The 19,399-nt window shown below is 47.8% G+C and carries 16 protein-coding genes; 9 read left to right on the forward strand and 7 right to left on the reverse strand.

Annotated features, from left to right (window positions below; translation table 11 throughout):
• Nucleotides 1-31 precede the first annotated feature (31 nt).
• The 3 genes from FEK50_RS12620 (at nt 32) to FEK50_RS12630 (ending at nt 2,418) form a co-directional block, all read left to right on the forward strand.
• Nucleotides 32-1,240 carry an MFS transporter gene (locus FEK50_RS12620; RefSeq protein WP_131162165.1) on the forward strand — a complete coding sequence of 403 codons (1,209 nt, stop codon included), beginning with the start codon at nt 32-34 and terminating at the stop codon, nt 1,238-1,240.
• Nucleotides 1,240-2,055 carry a 5-amino-6-(5-phospho-D-ribitylamino)uracil phosphatase gene (gene ybjI / locus FEK50_RS12625; RefSeq protein ID WP_130205195.1) on the forward strand — a complete coding sequence of 272 codons (816 nt, stop codon included), beginning with the start codon at nt 1,240-1,242 and terminating at the stop codon, nt 2,053-2,055. Before FEK50_RS12620 ends, ybjI begins: the two co-directional genes overlap by 1 nt.
• Before the next feature lie 84 nt (nt 2,056-2,139).
• Nucleotides 2,140-2,418: a hypothetical protein gene (locus tag FEK50_RS12630; protein WP_131162164.1), complete on the forward strand. Its 279-nt coding sequence runs from the start codon at nt 2,140-2,142 to the stop codon at nt 2,416-2,418.
• A gap of 40 nt (nt 2,419-2,458) precedes the next feature.
• Here the strand turns inward: FEK50_RS12630 and mdfA are convergent, their stop codons facing one another.
• Nucleotides 2,459-3,691: a multidrug efflux MFS transporter MdfA gene (gene mdfA, locus FEK50_RS12635; protein ID WP_130205191.1), complete on the reverse strand. Its 1,233-nt coding sequence runs from the start codon at nt 3,689-3,691 to the stop codon at nt 2,459-2,461.
• Nucleotides 3,692-3,965: 274 nt separating this feature from the next.
• Here mdfA and ybjG point away from each other — a divergent pair, with 274 nt between their 5' ends.
• Nucleotides 3,966-4,562, forward strand: a complete 597-nt coding sequence (gene ybjG / locus FEK50_RS12640; protein WP_131162177.1) for an undecaprenyl-diphosphate phosphatase — start codon at nt 3,966-3,968, stop codon at nt 4,560-4,562.
• Between the two features lie 57 nt (nt 4,563-4,619).
• On the forward strand, nt 4,620-5,378 hold the full coding sequence (gene deoR / locus FEK50_RS12645; RefSeq protein WP_131162163.1) for a DNA-binding transcriptional repressor DeoR: 759 nt from the start codon (nt 4,620-4,622) through the stop codon (nt 5,376-5,378).
• A gap of 47 nt (nt 5,379-5,425) precedes the next feature.
• Here the strand turns inward: deoR and dacC are convergent, their stop codons facing one another.
• Nucleotides 5,426-6,628, reverse strand: coding sequence for a serine-type D-Ala-D-Ala carboxypeptidase (gene dacC, locus FEK50_RS12650; protein ID WP_130214756.1), 1,203 nt, complete (start codon nt 6,626-6,628; stop codon nt 5,426-5,428).
• A gap of 246 nt (nt 6,629-6,874) precedes the next feature.
• On the opposite strand from dacC, the gene gstB reads away from it, so the two are divergent.
• On the forward strand, nt 6,875-7,501 hold the full coding sequence (gene gstB / locus FEK50_RS12655; RefSeq protein ID WP_130222154.1) for a glutathione S-transferase GstB: 627 nt from the start codon (nt 6,875-6,877) through the stop codon (nt 7,499-7,501).
• Here gstB and FEK50_RS12660 read toward each other — a convergent pair.
• The 3 genes from FEK50_RS12660 to FEK50_RS12670 all read right to left on the reverse strand — a co-directional run bounded on the left by FEK50_RS12660 (nt 7,498) and on the right by FEK50_RS12670 (nt 11,269).
• Nucleotides 7,498-8,616: a PQQ-dependent sugar dehydrogenase gene (locus FEK50_RS12660; RefSeq protein WP_131162162.1), complete on the reverse strand. Its 1,119-nt coding sequence runs from the start codon at nt 8,614-8,616 to the stop codon at nt 7,498-7,500. The two genes, gstB and FEK50_RS12660, sit on opposite strands and share 4 nt — an antisense overlap.
• 110 nt (nt 8,617-8,726) lie before the next feature.
• Entirely contained in the window at nt 8,727-9,110 is a 384-nt protein-coding gene (gene bssR, locus FEK50_RS12665) for a biofilm formation regulator BssR (RefSeq protein ID WP_131162161.1), read from the reverse strand.
• Between the two features lie 104 nt (nt 9,111-9,214).
• Nucleotides 9,215-11,269, reverse strand: coding sequence for a beta-galactosidase (locus FEK50_RS12670; RefSeq protein WP_131162160.1), 2,055 nt, complete (start codon nt 11,267-11,269; stop codon nt 9,215-9,217).
• Between the two features lie 233 nt (nt 11,270-11,502).
• Here FEK50_RS12670 and FEK50_RS12675 point away from each other — a divergent pair, with 233 nt between their 5' ends.
• The 3 genes from FEK50_RS12675 to rimO all read left to right on the forward strand — a co-directional run bounded on the left by FEK50_RS12675 (nt 11,503) and on the right by rimO (nt 15,527).
• Nucleotides 11,503-12,585, forward strand: a complete 1,083-nt coding sequence (locus FEK50_RS12675; protein ID WP_131162159.1) for a LacI family DNA-binding transcriptional regulator — start codon at nt 11,503-11,505, stop codon at nt 12,583-12,585.
• A gap of 253 nt (nt 12,586-12,838) precedes the next feature.
• Nucleotides 12,839-14,074, forward strand: a complete 1,236-nt coding sequence (locus tag FEK50_RS12680) for an oligosaccharide MFS transporter (RefSeq protein WP_130259824.1) — start codon at nt 12,839-12,841, stop codon at nt 14,072-14,074.
• Nucleotides 14,075-14,201: 127 nt separating this feature from the next.
• On the forward strand, nt 14,202-15,527 hold the full coding sequence (gene rimO / locus FEK50_RS12685) for a 30S ribosomal protein S12 methylthiotransferase RimO (protein ID WP_130205175.1): 1,326 nt from the start codon (nt 14,202-14,204) through the stop codon (nt 15,525-15,527).
• Nucleotides 15,528-15,574: 47 nt separating this feature from the next.
• Here rimO and FEK50_RS12690 read toward each other — a convergent pair whose 3' ends face one another.
• Nucleotides 15,575-16,903 carry a GGDEF domain-containing protein gene (locus FEK50_RS12690; protein ID WP_130205173.1) on the reverse strand — a complete coding sequence of 443 codons (1,329 nt, stop codon included), beginning with the start codon at nt 16,901-16,903 and terminating at the stop codon, nt 15,575-15,577.
• 7 nt (nt 16,904-16,910) lie between these two features.
• The gene (locus FEK50_RS12695) at nt 16,911-19,259 is read right to left on the reverse strand and encodes an EAL domain-containing protein (RefSeq protein WP_131162158.1); all 2,349 of its coding nucleotides are present in this window, start codon (nt 19,257-19,259) and stop codon (nt 16,911-16,913) included.
• Nucleotides 19,260-19,399: the final 140 nt, after the last annotated feature.

Genomic DNA, 19,399 nt, shown 5'->3' on the forward strand with positions numbered 1-19,399 from the left:
TGTCTTCTCTCTTCTTTTTTTGACGTGATCTATGACAGTAAATTCTTCACGTAATGCCTTGAAACGCCGTACCTGGGCGCTGTTCATGTTCTTCTTTTTGCCGGGCCTTCTAATGGCTTCCTGGGCAACCAGAACGCCCGCTATCCGCGACATTCTTTCTGTCTCTATCGCCGAAATGGGCGGAGTGCTCTTTGGTCTGTCAATCGGTTCGATGAGCGGCATTCTCTGCTCGGCGTGGTTAGTAAAACGCTTTGGGACGCGTAATGTCATCCTGGTCACGATGTCCTGCGCATTGATCGGGATGATGATATTAAGTCTGGCGCTCTGGCTGACATCTCCTGTGCTCTTTGCCGTTGGTCTTGGCGTTTTTGGCGCCAGTTTTGGTTCCGCAGAAGTGGCGATAAACGTTGAAGGTGCTGCCGTTGAGCGAGAAATGAATAAAACGGTTTTGCCGATGATGCATGGCTTCTACAGTCTCGGTACGCTGGCGGGGGCTGGTGTAGGGATGGCGCTGACGGCCTTTGGAGTTCCGGCAACTGTTCACATTTTGCTGGCGGCGCTGGTGGGCATCGCGCCTATTTATATCGCTATTCAGGCAATCCCTGACGGTACGGGAAAAAATGCTGCCGATGGCACGCAGCATAGTGAAAAAGGGGTTCCTTTTTATCGTGATATTCAGTTGCTATTAATTGGTGTCGTGGTGCTGGCAATGGCTTTTGCAGAAGGTTCTGCCAACGACTGGTTACCCTTATTAATGGTTGATGGCCACGGATTTAGCCCAACGTCCGGCTCATTGATATACGCAGGTTTCACATTGGGGATGACCGTTGGACGTTTTACCGGCGGCTGGTTTATTGATCGCTACAGCCGCGTTGCCGTGGTACGTGCCAGTGCACTAATGGGTGCGTTGGGTATCGGGCTAATTATTTTTGTTGATAGCGCCTGGGTCGCCGGGGTATCTGTCGTTCTTTGGGGACTGGGCGCCTCGCTGGGCTTCCCGCTGACCATTTCAGCCGCCAGTGATACCGGCCCCGATGCGCCAACCCGTGTCAGCGTAGTGGCCACGACCGGTTATCTGGCTTTCCTCGTCGGGCCGCCACTGCTGGGCTATCTCGGCGAACATTATGGATTACGTAGTGCAATGCTGGTTGTACTGGCGCTGGTTATTCTCGCGGCTATCGTCGCAAAAGCCGTCGCCAAACCCAATACAAAAACGCAGACTGCGATGGAGAATAGTTGATGGGCATTAAATTAATTGCGGTAGACATGGACGGTACTTTCTTAAGCGATCAAAAAACCTATAACCGCGAGCGGTTTATGGCCCAATATCAGCAGATGAAAGCACAAGGTATTCGCTTTGTGGTTGCCAGCGGGAATCAATATTATCAGTTGATCTCATTCTTCCCCGAAATTGCCGATGAAATTGCTTTTGTGGCGGAAAATGGCGGCTGGGTAGTGAGCGAAGGCAAAGATGTTTTTAATGGTGAGCTATCGAAAGATGCTTTTGCCACTGTCGTGGCGCATTTGCTGACGCGCCCGGAAGTGGAGATTATTGCCTGCGGCAAAAATAGCGCCTATACCCTCAAAAAATATGACGATGCCATGAAAACCGTGGCGGAAATGTATTATCACCGTCTGGAATACGTCGATAACTTTGACAACCTAGAAGATATCTTCTTCAAGTTTGGCCTGAATCTTTCCGATGAACTGATTCCACAAGTGCAGAAAGCATTACATGAAGCCATCGGCGATATTATGGTGCCAGTGCATACCGGCAACGGCAGCATCGATTTAATCATCCCCGGCGTGCATAAAGCCAATGGCCTGCGTCAACTCCAGAAATTATGGGGAATAGACGACAGCGAAGTCGTGGTCTTTGGCGATGGCGGTAATGATATTGAGATGCTGCGTCAGGCAGGGTACAGCTTCGCAATGGAAAATGCCGGCAGCGCGGTTGTTGCAGCGGCGAAATATCGTGCAGGTTCCAATAACCGTGAAGGCGTACTGGACGTGATTGATAAAGTTCTTAAACACGAAGCGCCATTTAATCAATAAAACGGCAGCACGCCCGGCAACACAACGCCTGAATGAAGGCTGCATAATTCGCAGAAATTAACTCACCGGATTATTTCAGGCGAAATGATTATGAAGAATTATGTTTTGCTGGGCGCGTTTCTCATGAGCTTTGCCGGTGCAACGATGGCGCAAAGCGTTACCGTCGATGTGCCAAGTGGATACAAAGTGGTAGTGGTCCCTGATTCTGTCAGCGTTCCACAAGCCGTCAGTGTCGCTACTGTGCCGCAAACCGTCTATGTGGCTCCTGCTCCGGCTTACCGTCCACATCCGTATGTTCGTCACCTTGCCAGCATTGGCGAAGGAATGGTTATCGAACATCAGATCGATGACCATCACCATTAATACGAAAATGCCTGATTGCATTGTGCAATCAGGCATTTTTTTACCCTTCGTGCGAATTTCCTACCTGTTTATCTTTTAAAAAGATAAACATCAGCAGCAGCCACAAAATTCCGTTGGCAAGGTTGAAGAGATTAAACAGACCATTGCCGCCGTTCAGATACGCGTGTTTACTGATCTCAATACCGACAGTGAAAATCAGCATTTGCAACATCCCCATCGCCGCAGAAACCGTACCTTTACTCATATCGCTGGCAAACAACGTCAGACGCACCAGTCCCGCATTCGCCAGACCAATACCAAAAGCATAAATACTTAACCCAGCGGTCATCCACAAATACGCGTGCGATGAGATGACCGTTGCCGCAGCGGCGACCAACAGACCAATCATAATCGGCCAACCGCCCATAATGATCAGCGAACGTACGGTGCGACGCGAGGTCAGTCGCGCCAGCAGTAGGTTCCCCGCAATTAATGCGCCGAAAATGGGAACTTGCAGCAAACCATATTCATAGCTGCTCAACTGCTCGCCGGTTATGATAATAATCGGCGACTGGGCAATCCACGCCAGCAACGGCAGACTAACAAACCCCAGTGCCAGCGCCCCCGCAACAAAGCGACCATTCTTCAGCACCAGCTTGTAGTCACGCCCGAGCTCTTTCAGCGAAAGTTTCTCTCCTATACGCGTGGCGGTTTCTGGCATGGCACGTTGCAGACCGAAGAAGGAGATCGTTGCCAATGCGGCAAATAATACAAACATCCCTTCCCAGGGCAGCACATGGATCCACGCCGCCCCCACCAACGGGCCGAGTAGCGGAGCAATCAGCGCCACGTTCGCCATCAGCGCGGTGATCTTGATACAAACCGCCTCTTCGAAGGATTCCTGAATTGCGGCGTAACCCACAGCGCCAATGAAACAGAGGCTTATGCCCTGCAAGAAGCGCAACAGCGTGAATTGTTCAATGTTTTGCGCCAGTAATATTGCCAGACAAGTGATGATAAACCACACGACGCCCGCCAGCATCACCGGACGGCGACCAATACGATCCGACAATGGTCCCAGCAGCCACTGTAAAAACATCCCACCCGCAAGGTACGCGGTCATCGAGGTAGGAACCCAATCAATGCCCGCCTGGTACTGTTCCACCACGGCCAACATACCGGGCTGAATCATATCGTTACCGATATAGGTTGAGAATTCGTAGAGCACCAGACAGAGAGGGAAAAGTAATGCCTGACGTCCAAGTCTGGCACCATTAGCTAATCTATTTTGCATGCAATTTCTTCGCCAATAATAATCGCGCAAAGTTTAATAAAAGCGCGGCTAACGAGAAAGCAATTTTTGCGCCTTAAGCACATTCTTACATTAATCGGCGATTAGACTCTCTTTTTTTAAGCTTTATTTAACTACCGCGCGTTACCATTACTTCACATAATACGGGCCGCTTATGAGAAATAAGACGATGCCGCTTTACCCTGTTTAACATGCACCTTATTCTCACAGCCTTGCCTGACGGCTCCCCATTAAACACCTTATGAGTCTGGAAGTTATGCTGGAAAATCTCAATTACTCATTATTCTCTCTAATTAATGCCACGCCAGATTCTTCTCCGTGGATGATCTCGTTGGCGATTTTTATTGCCAAAGATTTGATTACTGTGGTGCCGCTACTGGCCGGGGTACTTTGGCTGTGGGGACGTACGGCGCAACGGCAGATAGTGATAAAAATAGCGATCGCACTGGCTGTAAGTCTGTTTGTTTCCTGGTGGATGGGTCATTTATTTCCACATGACCGCCCGTTTGTCGAGAATATCGGCTATAACTTCCTGCACCATACGGCGGATGACTCTTTCCCGAGCGATCACGGCACGGTGATCTTCACCTTCGCTCTGGCATTTTTAATCTGGCATCGTTTGTGGTCCGGATCGCTTCTCATGGTGCTGGCCGTAATTATTGCCTGGTCGCGGGTCTACCTTGGCGTCCACTGGCCACTGGATATGCTTGGTGGGTTGTTGGCGGGAATGATTGGTTGCCTTAGCGCGCAGATTATCTGGCAAGCTGCGGGGGCGATGCTCTACCAGCGGCTGCAATCGTGGTATCGCTTCTGTTTCGCCTTACCGATCCGTAAAGGCTGGGTACGTGGCTGATTTCGGATAAAACGTGTAATATCAGGCGGCTCGCTTCAATAACTATTCAGAGGGAATATGGAAACACGTCGCGAAGAGCGCATCGGGCAATTACTCCAGGAATTAAAACGCAGCGATAAGTTACATCTGAAGGACGCCGCCGCCCTACTTGGGGTTTCAGAGATGACGATTCGTCGCGACCTGAATACCAACAGCGCCCCCGTCGTATTACTCGGCGGCTATATCGTTCTCGAACCACGCAGCGCCAGCCATTACCTGCTAAGCGACCAAAAATCCCGTCTGGTGGAAGAAAAACGCCGCGCTGCGAAACTGGCCGCGACGTTGGTAGAACCCGGTCAGACCCTCTTTTTTGACTGCGGCACCACTACGCCCTGGATTATTGAAGCGATTGATAATGAAATCCCTTTCACCGCCGTTTGTTATTCACTAAATACCTTTCTGGCGCTGCAAGAGAAACCACATTGCCGGGCGTTTCTTAGTGGTGGAGAATTTCACGCCAGCAACGCCATCTTCAAACCTATCGATTTTCAACAAACGCTGAATAATTTTTGTCCGGATATCGCTTTTTATTCCGCTGCGGGTGTACATATCAAAAAAGGCGCAACCTGTTTTAATCTTGAAGAGTTGCCGGTAAAACACTGGGCTATGTCGATGGCGCAAAAGCATGTGCTGGTTGTCGACCACAGTAAGTTTGGTAAGGTACGTCCGGCACGCATGGGCGACCTGAAACGCTTTGATATCGTAGTAAGCGATCGTTGTCCGGAAGATGAGTATGTGAAGTACGCGCAAACGCAGCGTATTAAGTTAATGTATTAATTAAGCATCGCCGGATGACGTCAACGCGCCATCCGGTCATCTAAAGATTAAGAGAACCAGCTACCAAACCACTGATGGAATTTCATCATCACGAAATCCCACATCCGACCAAAGAATCCCCCCTCTTCCACATTCTCCATTACGATCAGCGGACGCTGTTCAATAGATTTACCGTTAAGCTGGAAATCAATGGTTCCGACGACCTGGCCTTTTTTCAGCGGTGCGGTGAGCTGCGGTTCGGTTAATGTATAACTGGCTTTCAGGTTTTTCAGTTGTCCACGCGGAATAGTCACCGATCCGCCTTCGCCAGCACCGAGATTCACTTCACTCTTATCGCCAAACCAGACTCGCTGGGTCACAAAGGTGGCATCAGGTTTAATTGGTGTCACGGTTTCAAAGAAACGGAAGCCCCAGGTGAGCAACTTTTCGGACTCATTAAAACGGATACGATCGGTTTTCGCTCCCAGTACCACAGAGATCAAACGCATGTCGCCCTGGGTCGCGGAGGCCACCAGGTTGTAACCGGCACCTGCCGTAGTACCGGTCTTCATACCATCGACATTGACATTACTACTCCACAGCAGACGGTTACGGTTAGGCTGGCGAATCTTGTTGAAGGTAAATTCCTTCTCTTTATGAATGGCGTACTCTTCCGGTACATCGTGGATTAACGCTTTGCCCAGCAAGGCCATATCGCGTGCGGTACTGAACTGCCCCGGAGCGTCAAGGCCGTGCACCGTCTGGAAGGTGGTGTTGGTCAGGCCCAATTTTTTAGCATAACCATTCATCAAGCCAATAAATGACTCCTGACTGCCCGCGACGTAATCTGCCAGCGCAATACAGGCGTCATTACCGGACTGAATAATCACGCCTTTGTTTAAATCGGCCACTGAAACCTGATCGCCCGGTTTGAGGAACATCACCGACGAACCGCGCAGCGCCGGATTCCCCGTCGCCCAGGCATCTTTACCGACCGTCACCATATCGGTGAGTTTAATCTTATCGGCCTTGAGCGCCTGCCCAACCACATAGCTGGTCATGATTTTGGTCAGACTGGCTGGGTCCAGTTTCTCATCCGCATTACCTTCAGCCAGCACTTTTCCGCTGGCGTAATCCATTAAAATCCATGCACGCGCATCCACGCTCGGCGCGTCAACGGTCTGTTCCGCCGCGAATGCCGTTGGGGCAAAAAGAAATAAAAATGCAGAACCCGCTGCAAGACCACGAAGGAGAGAGGAGTATTGCGTCATAAATGCCACCCGAGTATCCATTCAAAAAAAATACGTTATATCGCCGTATGATAAGTTCGGTGATTAATAACGCACACACAAACTTAAAGAAACCGTAAGTTGGTAAAGTTTTTAAAGTTTATGCAATATCCTGCCGCTTCGCTGCTTCTGGCGTCATTTTTTTACCAACTGTTGCTTAAAAGTTAACTTTACTCCACCATCAGAGTCCTGTTCAGCCTGTGGCTGCCTGTGTAAAAAGGGGTGAGTATGATTACGCTGTGGGGTCGGAATAATTCAACCAACGTAAAAAAAGTGTTGCTGACGCTCGAAGAACTGGATCTGCCTTATGAGCAAATTCTCGCGGGCCGTGAGTTTGGAGTAAACCATGACGCCGACTTTCTGGCGATGAATCCCAACGGGCTGGTGCCGCTGTTGCGCGACGACGAAAGTGATTTAATTCTCTGGGAATCGAACGCCATTGTCCGCTACCTGGCAGCACAGTACGGGCAAAACCGCTTGTGGATCGACTCGCCAGCACGTCGTGCAGAAGCGGAAAAATGGATGGACTGGGCAAACCAGACGCTCAGTAATGCCCATCGCGGGATCCTGATGGGATTGGTCAGAACACCGCCTGAAGAGCGCGACCAGGCCGCCATTGATGCCAGTTGCAAGGAATGCGACGCTCTGTTTGCCCTTCTTGATGCGGAACTGGCAAAAGTGAAATGGTTCTCTGGTGATAAATTTGGCGTGGGTGATATCGCTATTGCACCGTTTATCTACAATTTGTTTAACGTCGGTCTGACCTGGACACCGCGTCCAAATCTGGAGCGCTGGTATCAACAGCTCACTGAACGCCCCGCAGTGCGTAAAGTGGTGATGATCCCCGTTAGCTAATTATTACGTGGACTTACTTTCAGTAATTCGCCATTGGACTCGTCGGTCAATACGTACAAATAACCGTCGGGCCCAGTGCGAACATCACGAATTCGCTGCCCTCTGTCCGTTAATATGCGGCCATCTTCCGTTACCTGATTGCCTTTGACGCTCATCACGATGACATCTTTGTCTTTTAACGCGCCAATAAATAATTTTTGCTGCCACTGGGGGAATTTGTCGCTGTTATAGAAGGCCATACCGCTCACGGCGGGCGAATCTTTCCAGTAGAAAATCGGTTGTTCGGTACCGGCAACGATTCCCCCTTTCGCTTCCGGTATTTTAAGTCCCGAGTAATTGATGCCCCAGGATGCCAGCGGCCAGCCGTAATTTTTGCCTTTTTCTGGGATATTAATTTCATCACCACCGCGCGGACCATGCTCATTCAGCCACAGCGCATTGCTCCACGGATTCATCGCCATCCCTTGCGGATTACGAATGCCGTAAGACCAGATCTCAGCGCGCGCACCGGATTCCTTTGCAAAAGGATTATCATCCGGGATCTCGCCCTTGTCGGTCAGACGCACCAGTTTGCCCTGTAATTTATCCAGATCCTGCGCCGTCGGGCGCTGATTGTTTTCCCCCAGACCAATAAACAAATAACCTTTGCCGTCAAACACCAACCGCCCACCAAAATGGTTACCGGTAGAAAGCTTAGGCATCTGACGAAAAACGGTGCGGAAATCCGTTATTTTTGTCAGATCATCGCTCAAACGGCCATAACCTACGGCAGTACCGGCTTTGTCATCATCTCCCTGTTCTGAATAACTTAACCAGATGCGGCGAGACTGGGCAAAATCAGGCGCTAAAGCTACATCCAACAAGCCTCCTTGCCCGTGCGCCCAGACTTCCGGCACACCAGCCAGCGGCGCAGATAATCCTTTTCCTTCTTGCCAGTGGCGTAACTCGCCACCACGCAGCGTGATTAACATACCGTGATTATCGGGTAAAAAGGCCAGCGCCCAGGGATGGTCGAGTTTGTCTTGCAATACTTCGACATTTACCGTTGCAGGCGCCGCCCAGAGAGCGGAAGAAACACAGAAAAGGGTCACAAGGAAAAGAGATTGTCGATGCATAACGCCTCCGGATTGACTCTGGCTTAAAGCGTAGTCAGTCAAAAGCGCAACAAATGCATTTTTACATAAACTTAAACATGAAGGGGGAGATGCATTCTCCCCCTTAGTTTTCAGGCCTTCTCAAGCATGGCGTGCTTCTGCAGGCTCTGGATACTCAGCGTTAAGCTCATCAGACAATTTTCAAGCTTATCGGCGTTGACGGTAATAACAGTCGGGCAATCATGATGCCCGCTCATCAAACATACTGCGGCTGTTGCTAATGCTTCTTCAGCGTGATGAAGAGCACCCCACTCTTCCTGATCCAGATGAAGATTCAACCGCAGCGATTTATCGTGCAATTCGCGATGCAGTTTAAAAAAGTTATCTCGTAGATGATTGCTTTCGCTGACGGACATGTATCCTTTGGCCTTCCTCAGATGCACGTATGCAGCGAGGTCAACTTGTGCGTCTTTCAACCGGTTCAGCAGGTCGCTTCGCTGTCTGTCAACGAACATACTTCGATCCTCCTCTTTCCAGCCTTATTGCAATTAAATAGTATGGCCATTTTTTGAGCAAAATGCTGTCAAGGATCAATACTTCACATCTTATTAATAAGAATTTACATTATTTCTCTTTCCAGTACCTCACATCCCCACGGCGCCAGTTCTAATTCTTGTGAACAAGCCTTGCCCGTTTCCGCCACTCGCCACGCTCCAGGAAGCACAACATTTTGTACATGAGCAGTGTAATTTTGTACAAAAACCCATTCCTGCTCGCCGTCTGTCCGACGCGTTGCAATAACACCAGCAGGAAGTTCAGTAGCAAGTGCTTTTGGGAGATGAAGTGTGTTGATCAACATCGCGGCAAACGCTTGATGAAATGACGCATCATTACGCGAAGCCACATAGAAAGCACGACCTTGTCCGACGTGATTTACCGTTAACGCAGGTGTACCCGCATAAAAATCCTCACCATAGCGCGCCAGAACCTGAGCACCTTCGGCGTGAATAACCGCACATAATTCCCGTGCCTGCCATTGCCCCTGCAGTCCATACGCATTCGGCTCGCAGATAACTTCGTTATGCTGATAATCATTAAGACTATCAATCTCTTCAGCCCATACGCCCATCAGGTCACGCAACGGGCCAGGGAACCCACCCAGGTGACATAAATCGGTTTCATTGACAATCCCGGACCAGTAAGTGGTAACAAAATTGCCACCAGCTTCGACATAGGCACGAGCACGCGCAGCAAATCCATCGCGAACCATATAGAGCATTGGAGCGATAACTAACTGATAACCCGTAAGATCACAATCAGCATTGATAATATCGACCGCCACGCCCTGCTCCCAGAAAGGTCGGTAATGCTCCACTACCGTTTGTTCGTAGTGGATCCCGCAATTGCGCGGCCCGGCAGCATCATTGACCGCCCAGCGGTTTTCCCAGTCGAAAATAATGGCAACTTTGGCCTGCGTTTTCGTCCCAACCAATTGTTTAAGATGAGCCAGCCGTTGCCCCAGTTGTATGACTTCGCGCCCGGTACGCGTCTCCAGATGACCGACGTGATCAACCACCGCACCATGAAACTTCTCCACGGCACCACGACTCTTACGCCACTGAAAATAGTGCACGCCGTCTGCGCCGTGAGCGACGGCCTGTAAGGAAGAAAGAATATTCATTCCCGGCTTTTTCAATTTGCTGGTTGGCTGCCAGCTTGTCTGGCTGGGCGTGGATTCCATCAGAATAAACGGTTTATTTTTCAAGGTACGCATCAGGTCGTGATACATCGCGGTTTTACAGGCTACGGCGCGTTCATCTTCCTGTTTGTGCCACATGGGGTAGCTATCCCAACTCACAAAATCAACCACTTCGGCTAATGCCCAGTAGTTGTAGTCATTGAAATACCACATAAAATTGGTCGTCGCAGGTAAATCGGGGCGTTCTGCTTTTAACGGCGCGATTTCCATTTGATAGAACTCTTTTACCTGCGATGTGACAAAGCGCCGCCAATCAAGATTCAAACCGTGGTTGGACATTTCACCTATTGGGGAAGGAGATTCAATTTGTGACCAGTCACTGTATGTATGACTCCAGAAGCCAGTCCACCATGCCTGATTAAGCGCCTCAAGAGTAGTGTAACGCGCCTGCAACCAACGGCGAAACGCCTGTTGGCATCCATTACAATGACACTCTCCGCCATACTCATTACTGATATGCCATCCCAGAACCGCCGGATGATTGGCGTATCGCTGCGCCAGCTTACGGTTAATTTGCGTCACTTTATCTTTATACACTGGCGAAGAAAGGCAGTGATTATGGCGACCACCGTGAAGCATTTTCTCGCGTGAGGCGCTAACTCTCAGAACCTCTGGATAACGAGCAGCAAGCCAGGCGGGTTTGGCTCCGCTTGGTGTTGCGAGGAAGACAGAGATCCCACCAGCATGAAGTTTATCCAGCACCTCATCCAGCCAGTCAAAGCGATACTCACCCTCTGTGGGTTCCAGGATTGACCAGCTAAAAATGCCCACCGACATGGTGTTACAACCAGCCTGTTGCATCATAGCGATATCTTTTTCCAGAATCCCAGGGACATGTAACCATTGCTCCGGATTGTAATCAGCGCCATGAAGTAACCATGGGGCTCTGGGGATGATCGGTGGGTACTTGTCCATGCTGACTCCTGAATTGTTTTAAACAGACAAAAAATGTTATTCGTTCACAATAATGTCATCTAGTAATTTATTGCTTCGTTATGCAAGGAATGTCTGGCAGGAATGTGATCAAGTACGCGTTTTTCCCTTCAAACAGGCTCGTCGGTTCAGCTTACCGGCACTGAGACAGGTGAGCGTGATACGTATGACATTCACTGCGGTATACTGTGACAAATCTTTTAGCCGGGGCGAATATGAAAACCAAAGCTGCAACCCTTGCCGATGTTGCTCGTCATGCCAATGTTTCTTATCAGACAGTGTCGCGGGTGCTTAACAATTCAGCGAACGTGTCTGCTAAAACACGTCAAAAAATTGAACAAGCCATTGCCGAACTTAAGTACGTTCCAAATCGCGTAGCTCAACAGTTGGTAGGGAAAGAGAGCAAAACGGTCGGGCTGGTTACAACTTCACTTGCCCTGCATGCCCCCTCGCAAATTGCGGCAGCAGTGAAAAAATATGCCGGAGAACAGGGATATCAGGTGCTGATATCCATGATTGACGATGTTGATATTAAAGGTATTCAGGCTGCAATTAATGAATTAAAAGCACAACGGGTAACAAAGATTATTATCAACGCACCGCTGGAAACGGCATTGGCTGAAACACTGGTTGCTGAAAACAGCGATGTATTGTGTCTGTTTCTCGACGTGGACCCTTATAGCCCGGTATTTAACGTCACTTTTAATCCCGCAGAAGGTGCACGCGCCAGCGTGAAACATCTTTACGATTTGGGGCATCGTCAATTTTGCTTGATCTCTGGCCCTGAAAATTCAGTACCAGCGCGGCTACGACTCAATACCTGGCGCGACACCCTCGCTTCACTCCAACTGACGCCGCTGGCCATTCATTATGGTAGTTGGGACGCTCAAAGCGGCTATCTGGCGACGTTACAAATGCTACGTGAAACACCACAGGTAACCGCTCTTCTGATCGCCAATGATCAGATGGCATTGGGGGCATTAAGCGCCTTACATCAACAAAAACGTAAAATCCCGCAAGATATTTCTGTCATAGGCTATGACGACACCTATGAGAGTGCATTTTTTGAACCTTCGCTAACGACGGTCGCAATCGACTTTGATTTACAAGGGAAAATTGCCGTTCAACAAATTTTACAGCCGGACGATGAACACGCGATGCTCCGCTCTTCAACCATCCTTCCCAGTCGCCTGGTCGTGCGTAACTCTGCTGGTCCCCTGCACTCACCACAGACTGATCTGATGAATATTGCTGAACACCTTCGCACACTGGCAGATGAGCTAACACGAAAGGCATAAAAGTAATACGTTCTCATAAAAAGATTTAGTGATCTGTTTCGCTAAATCTTTTTTATTATCAGCAATAATTGTGATGTAAATCTCAAACATTCATTTAACACATTGCCTAATCATCGCGGTCAGGGTCAGAGTAAAAATGAAATTGTTAACGTATGACATTTCCGGAGATGCATACCAAAACAATAACCAGTAAGCACAGCTAATGCCTGTGCCAACGGTAAATGACCCAACGCCAGTGATTGAGGATATGGCTATGTTATTGCCCGGTAAACGTAATTATATTTTGCTCAGTATTTTCGATTTTCTGTACCTCTTCGCCTGGTCGGCAACGATGGCATTTTTTGTCATATGGACGACACAGCATCTGGAAATTACCGCCACACGCACAGGATTGCTTTATTCCGTTAATGCTTTCATTGCGTTATTAATGCAGCCGTTCTTCGGTTTCATCTCCGATAAATTTGGTCTTAAGAAACAACTCATCTGGCTCCTCGTCGCATTATTACTTCCCGTAGGCCCATTCTTTATTTATGTGTATGCCCCGCTTCTGGTTCATAACTTCTGGCTGGGCGCTGTTTTGGGTGGCGTTTACCTGGGGATCATTTTTAATTCTGGCTGTGGCGTTCTGGATTCCTGGATAGATAAAGTTTCGCGCCGTTATCATTTTGAATATGGTCGCGTAAGAATGTGGGGCTCTCTGGGATGGGCCGCTGCCGCGTGGATTGTGGGTAAATACATTGATACCAGCCCTAATCTCTCTTTCTGGCTGGCAAGCTGTGCCATTGTGATCGCCGCAATCTGCTTTATGTTTACCAAAATTGAACTGACCGAGGCGGAAATTGAAAAAACCAATTCGTTGAAAGCTATCCATGCGCTTGAACTGGCGAAAAATAGTCAGTTCTGGTTTTTATTGATGTTCACTCTGTTCGTAACGCAAATTTATGACACCTACGATCAACAATTCGCACAATATTTTTCGCTGCAATTCCCGACGCCAGAAGAAGGCAATCGCTGGTACGGGATTCTGGCTTCTGTCCAGGTCTGTGGAGAAACCTTATTTCTCTGTCTGATGCCGTGGTTTGTTAACCGCACTGGCGCCAAATGGGCATTAGTGATTGCCGGAACCATTATGTCGCTACGCATTGCCGGTTCTGCTATCCAACTGGGGCCAGTGTGGATTGCGGCCGTTAAAATGATGCACGCCATCGAAAAACCACTGATCCTGGTGTCTGTGTTTAAATTTATCGCGGCTAACTTTGATCATAAACTCTCTTCGACGGTATACCTGCTGGTGCTTTTTGTGGCATCCATCGCCACGGCAATCTATTCACCCATTGCCGGCTATCTGTATGACACCATTGGCTTTGCTGAAACCTATCTAATCTTGGGGGCGATTGCCGGTTGCTTCACACTTATTTCGGTCTTTACGCTGCGGGACAAATCCAGCAGCCAGCCTGCGGAGGCGCTAACTGAAAACCCAGTAGCATGACAATCATTTGCGCCCCGATATTTGGGGCGTTTTCCTCGCCTGTTGACCAGATTACGATACAAATTTTATCCAGAACTCTGTAGAATCCCTGCCCTGACCTTTCCTGTAACTGAATATTTTTTAAGCTATGAGCAAAGTAACTCCCCAGCCGAAAATCGGCTTTGTTTCCCTCGGCTGTCCGAAAAACCTCGTCGATTCAGAGCGCATTCTGACCGAACTGCGTACTGAAGGTTATGACGTAGTACCGAGCTATGACGACGCGGATATGGTGATCGTTAACACCTGCGGCTTTATTGACAGCGCGGTGCAAGAATCTCTGGAAGCCATTGGCGAAGCGTTGAATGAAAACGGCAAGGTGATTGTGACTGGTTGTCTGGGGGCAAAAGAAGATCAGATCCGCGAAGTTCACCCGAAAGTGCTGGAAATCACCGGGCCTCATAGCTACGAGCAGGTTCTGGAGCACGTTCATCACTACGTGCCAAAACCGAAACACAATCCGTTCCTGAGCCTGGTGCCGGAACAGGGTGTTAAGTTGACCCCACGTCATTATGCCTATCTGAAGATTTCCGAAGGTTGTAACCACCGCTGCACCTTCTGCATTATTCCTTCAATGCGCGGCGATCTGGTGAGCCGCCCGATTGGCGAAGTATTAAGCGAAGCGAAACGTCTGGTGGATGCGGGCGTTAAAGAGATTCTGGTGATCTCACAGGATACTTCCGCCTATGGCGTTGATGTAAAACACCGTACTGGCTTCCACAACGGCGAGCCGGTAAAAACCAGCATGGTCAGCCTGTGCGAACAGTTATCGAAACTGGGGATCTGGACACGTCTGCACTACGTTTACCCTTATCCGCACGTGGACGACGTCATCCCGCTGATGGCTGAAGGCAAAATCCTGCCATATCTGGATATTCCGCTGCAGCATGCCAGCCCGCGCATTCTCAAACTGATGAAGCGCCCAGGTTCGGTGGATCGCCAACTGGCACGTATCAAAAAATGGCGTGAAATCTGCCCGGAACTGACCCTGCGTTCAACCTTTATTGTCGGCTTCCCTGGCGAGACGGAAGAAGATTTCCAGATGCTGCTCGACTTCCTGAAAGAAGCACGTCTGGATCGCGTTGGCTGCTTTAAATACAGCCCGGTTGAAGGCGCAGATGCCAATGCTCTGCCGGACCAGGTCCCGGAAGAAGTGAAAGAAGAACGCTGGAATCGCTTCATGCAACTGCAACAACAGATTTCCGCCGAGCGCCTGCAGGAGAAAGTTGGCCGTGAAATTCTGGTGATCATCGACGAAGTGGATGAAGAAGGCGCGATTGGCCGCAGTATGGCTGATGCGCCGGAAATCGACGGCGCGGTCTATCTCAACGGTGAAACCAAGGTTAAGCCGGGCGACATCCTGCGTGTGAAAGTCGAGCATGCCGATGAGTACGATTTGTGGGGTAGTCGAGTTTAATTAATGCCAGGCCGGGCAAATTTATTTTCCCGGCCTGCTAATAAACATTATTGCCAGCTAATCTGCGCCCTGCCGTTTTTCTTACTCTTATACAGTCGCTCATCTGCCAGCATTTTCAGCCGTTCAACGGTGGTACATTCATTTGAATGCGCTACGCCGATACTGGTGCTTAAATTAATGCTTCCCACCTGGAAATGAACGATTTCCTTTAATATCGATAGCAACTCTTCCAGCGTTCCACCTGTATAAATCACCGCAAATTCGTCGCCGCCAAAACGATAGACTTTGCCTTTATCCACCGGAATTTGTGATTTAAGGATTTTCACAACCTTAATCAACACTTCATCGCCCAGCAAATGACCGAAGGTGTCGTTAATGTTCTTGAATTTATCGACGTCAAACAGGCACAAATATCCGCCTTTTTCCGGCAAGGCTTTTAAGTCTTCGTCAAAGGATTTTCTGCCCATCGCTTTGGTCAGGTCGTCAAGAAACGCTGAGTTATACATACTGTAGAGTTTTTTGACATCCGCCGCCGAGAAGAAAAGCCCACCGTCCAGCACACGGTCAAAATGGTTATTAATAATGGCTTCTTTTTCAACAATGCCCTGATTGATCACTCTGCGTACCAGATAGAGGCAGCTGGCCCCTGATATAACCGCCACCAATGCGGCAAAGAAGATGATCAACGTACATACCTGAAAATAAACGTCTTTTTTATAGGCAAACACATACAATCCTGTCGGCAAATAGGAGAAGTGCTCCATCGCTTCCGAAACAGTGAAGATGGCGTTTTTGGCGTTATATTCATCACCAGTAACCGATTTGCCATTCTTAAAAAGTGAGAACATCAGGTTATCGCTGTCCATTGCCAGTGATTTTGACAGTAAAGAAAAGCGCTCCAGCCCAAGCAAAAATATCAGACTACGATTATGGCTAACCGGGTAGAGATAATAGACGAAGGTTTTACCGTCAAAAGAGATAAACCCCGTATTCTTAACATGCAAATACTTAACCACCTGCATGATATTTGTACAATAGTTATTCTCGTACTCCTTTACCTGAATACACTCATCACTGGAAATCAGATAAGGTCCAACATCATACAAATAAGAAGGAGAAACCGAATCGGCATAGGCTGTGCGTAAGCCAACCAGTAATTGTTCTTCCGTAGGGTTTAGCGTATTGATGAGATCAATTGCCACACTACGCCGATATTCAGCAATATTCGCCACCGCAAAAGCAGTATCAATAACGGACTGTTTCAGGCCATACACCCGTTCTTTCACCATTTGGGTGTAGATCCCGCAGGCAACTGCCGAAATCATAATAAAAATCAGCAGACTGACTGTAAGTACGAATTTATTGATTCTGGACATACCTAAACTACTCTTTTACTAACTTTCCACTTTTATCCCAGGCAGAGAATGGCATAGGCTTCTGGTACAGATACCCTTGGGCCTGAACACAGCCTAATTTGATTAATTCACGCGCAACATCTTCGCTCTCAACACCTTCTGCAATCACCGGAATCTGGTTATAGCGTGCCAGGTCGAAGATAATGCGTACAATTTTTCCCGCGGTGCCGAAAATATCGCCGGTAAATTGCGAATCTACTTTTATGCTGTCAGGGTTAATTTCATAAAAACGTTTCAGGTTTGACAGCCCTGTGCCAAAGTCATCAATCGATATCCCTACCCCTTGTTTACGCAGTTGTGCAATATTGAGATAAAAATGTTCATTAATTCGTTCGATCACTGTTTCAGTGATCTCAATACAGATACTATTCGCCTGCAGACCATGTTCTTTCATGATAGTTGTAAAATGTTCATGAAAGTGTGGTTCGTTTAGCTGCCAGGGTGACACATTAATATGCAGTAAGAAACCGTCCTTCAGGGTCGCACGCTGGCTAAAATGCCTGAATTCACGCATTGCGGTTTTAATAATTTGATAGCCAAGCTCATTGATAAACCCAATATCTTCAGCAATCGTAACAAACTTCAGCGGTGAGATTATTCCTCGTTCCGCAGAGATCCAGCGGCATAATGCTTCTGCGCCGATAATGTCTCTGGTTTTCATATCAACAATCGGTTGATAGACTAAAAACAATTCGCCTATTTCCATTGCATGGCGAATATTACGCGCAATCCAGATATTCTCTTCAATTTCGTTGAGTTTCGCGTCATCACAGAAAATAAACTCAGAGAACATATGGTCACGGATACTGGAAATCGCCAGTTTCAATTTTTCGGCATAACTCCAGGCATTTTCACCTTTCAAAGGTTCACAAATGGCAGATTTGTGTATACGCAGATTACGATAACCAAAGCTGCTGTCAAAATCATTTACCATCGCTATCTTGCGGGTAAACGTCTGTACATTTTCCCGGCACAATAATAAATAGAGATCGGCATTGAATGTCACTATATCGCAGCATTGCGCATATTTCTCGGCAATTCGCTGACACAGTTTCCTGACGATTTTATTGCGTTCCTCGACGCCAAACACAGCTTCGACGGCTTCCAGTCCGCACAGTTTGATGATCCCGACGGCCAGATATTGGCTATTATTAGATTCAATAATCGCCATGTTTTTGATAAAACCACTCTCCTGATCGTAGGAGATTAGCGAGAGCAGTTTATTCGAACGTTCAATTTCGGCATCTTTCATTTCCGCTATGGAATTTTTGATGCTGATAATCTCTTTCGCATCGCCTTCACGGATTTTCAGCGCCTGCATTTGTTCAGTAGAATCGGGCAAAAACTCCAGCGTATTGACCAGTTCTGTCATTTCGGAAAATTGTCGACGAAACACACGCGTGGTCATTAAGTAAACCAACAGCAGTACGATAATAATAAATACAAATGGTAGATAAAAGAGTTTATCTGATGCGTTAAATAAATTACCTGTTGGATAATAAAAATATATTTCGAACAACGCGTTATTTGGAACCTCTGATGTTCTTGCGATATATTCCGTGTCGAAAGAATCAATAATGTTATAATTTCCTTCGCTATTATAAATAATCAGTTTTTCACGGGCGAGTTGGTTTTTGGCGATGATCTCATGGCCTTGTTTCAAAAACAGCACTTCATCAGTCGAACTGATTTGATCAAGATATTCATTCAGATAGCGCCAGTTTAAGTCAACATGAATTTTGTCAACCGCCAGTAAGTCACGGTCTTTTCCATTAATTCGTAGGGTAAAAGAGATACACTTTTTCCCTGGTCGATCAAAGCAATTGTAGGCCGGATTCCAACTACTGACCGAGTTGTCTGATGCCACCGACCAGGGCCGCTGCGACGGGTTAAAGTCGGCAAAGATGACGCGTCCTGCCTCATCGACAAGCGGCCCATTTACTTTTTCCTGATGGTAAACAAGGATCTTATCATTCGCCCGACGTGAAAAGAGATAATATTTATTATCATCCAGTACCAATCCTACCGAATCCAGAAATGGCATCATTTCCATTTTCAGAATGACGGCACGTTTAATTTCTTCACTGTTTTTTAATAAATACAACGAGTCCTTTAACGTTAAGGCAGAACGCTCAATATCTTTAAAAAAATAACCTACGTTTTTTTGAATAAGTTCAAAGCGGCTATCGGCACGTTTTACCGCCCTTTCCGATACCAACTGATAGTTAATGATGAAAAAAAGACCAATAAATGACAGCGTAGCCAACAAAAATAAAATAATCAGTCTTATCTTTATCTTTTCGTATAAACTAAGCATGTTAATACACGTAACAAAATAACTATCAGTACGCTGCCCTGCTGCATAAATAGACTTTTACAACAGCATATTTACCCAATTACCTGATTCTACAAAATCGGCAGAAAGTTACAACATTTGCGTATAGCAATAATTTCCTA

Source organism: Escherichia sp. E2586 (assembly GCF_005781105.1).
GTDB lineage: Bacteria > Pseudomonadota > Gammaproteobacteria > Enterobacterales > Enterobacteriaceae > Escherichia.

Coding starts and splice junctions, on each gene's coding strand:
- FEK50_RS12620 (WP_131162165.1), top strand. CDS start 32: ATGACAGTAAATTCTTCACGTAATGCCTTGAAACGCCGTACCTGGGCG.
- ybjI (WP_130205195.1), top strand. CDS start 1,240: ATGGGCATTAAATTAATTGCGGTAGACATGGACGGTACTTTCTTAAGC.
- FEK50_RS12630 (WP_131162164.1), top strand. CDS start 2,140: ATGATTATGAAGAATTATGTTTTGCTGGGCGCGTTTCTCATGAGCTTT.
- mdfA (WP_130205191.1), bottom strand. CDS start 3,691: ATGCAAAATAGATTAGCTAATGGTGCCAGACTTGGACGTCAGGCATTA.
- ybjG (WP_131162177.1), top strand. CDS start 3,966: ATGCTGGAAAATCTCAATTACTCATTATTCTCTCTAATTAATGCCACG.
- deoR (WP_131162163.1), top strand. CDS start 4,620: ATGGAAACACGTCGCGAAGAGCGCATCGGGCAATTACTCCAGGAATTA.
- dacC (WP_130214756.1), bottom strand. CDS start 6,628: ATGACGCAATACTCCTCTCTCCTTCGTGGTCTTGCAGCGGGTTCTGCA.
- gstB (WP_130222154.1), top strand. CDS start 6,875: ATGATTACGCTGTGGGGTCGGAATAATTCAACCAACGTAAAAAAAGTG.
- FEK50_RS12660 (WP_131162162.1), bottom strand. CDS start 8,616: ATGCATCGACAATCTCTTTTCCTTGTGACCCTTTTCTGTGTTTCTTCC.
- bssR (WP_131162161.1), bottom strand. CDS start 9,110: ATGTTCGTTGACAGACAGCGAAGCGACCTGCTGAACCGGTTGAAAGAC.
- FEK50_RS12670 (WP_131162160.1), bottom strand. CDS start 11,269: ATGGACAAGTACCCACCGATCATCCCCAGAGCCCCATGGTTACTTCAT.
- FEK50_RS12675 (WP_131162159.1), top strand. CDS start 11,503: ATGAAAACCAAAGCTGCAACCCTTGCCGATGTTGCTCGTCATGCCAAT.
- FEK50_RS12680 (WP_130259824.1), top strand. CDS start 12,839: ATGTTATTGCCCGGTAAACGTAATTATATTTTGCTCAGTATTTTCGAT.
- rimO (WP_130205175.1), top strand. CDS start 14,202: ATGAGCAAAGTAACTCCCCAGCCGAAAATCGGCTTTGTTTCCCTCGGC.
- FEK50_RS12690 (WP_130205173.1), bottom strand. CDS start 16,903: ATGTCCAGAATCAATAAATTCGTACTTACAGTCAGTCTGCTGATTTTT.
- FEK50_RS12695 (WP_131162158.1), bottom strand. CDS start 19,259: ATGCTTAGTTTATACGAAAAGATAAAGATAAGACTGATTATTTTATTT.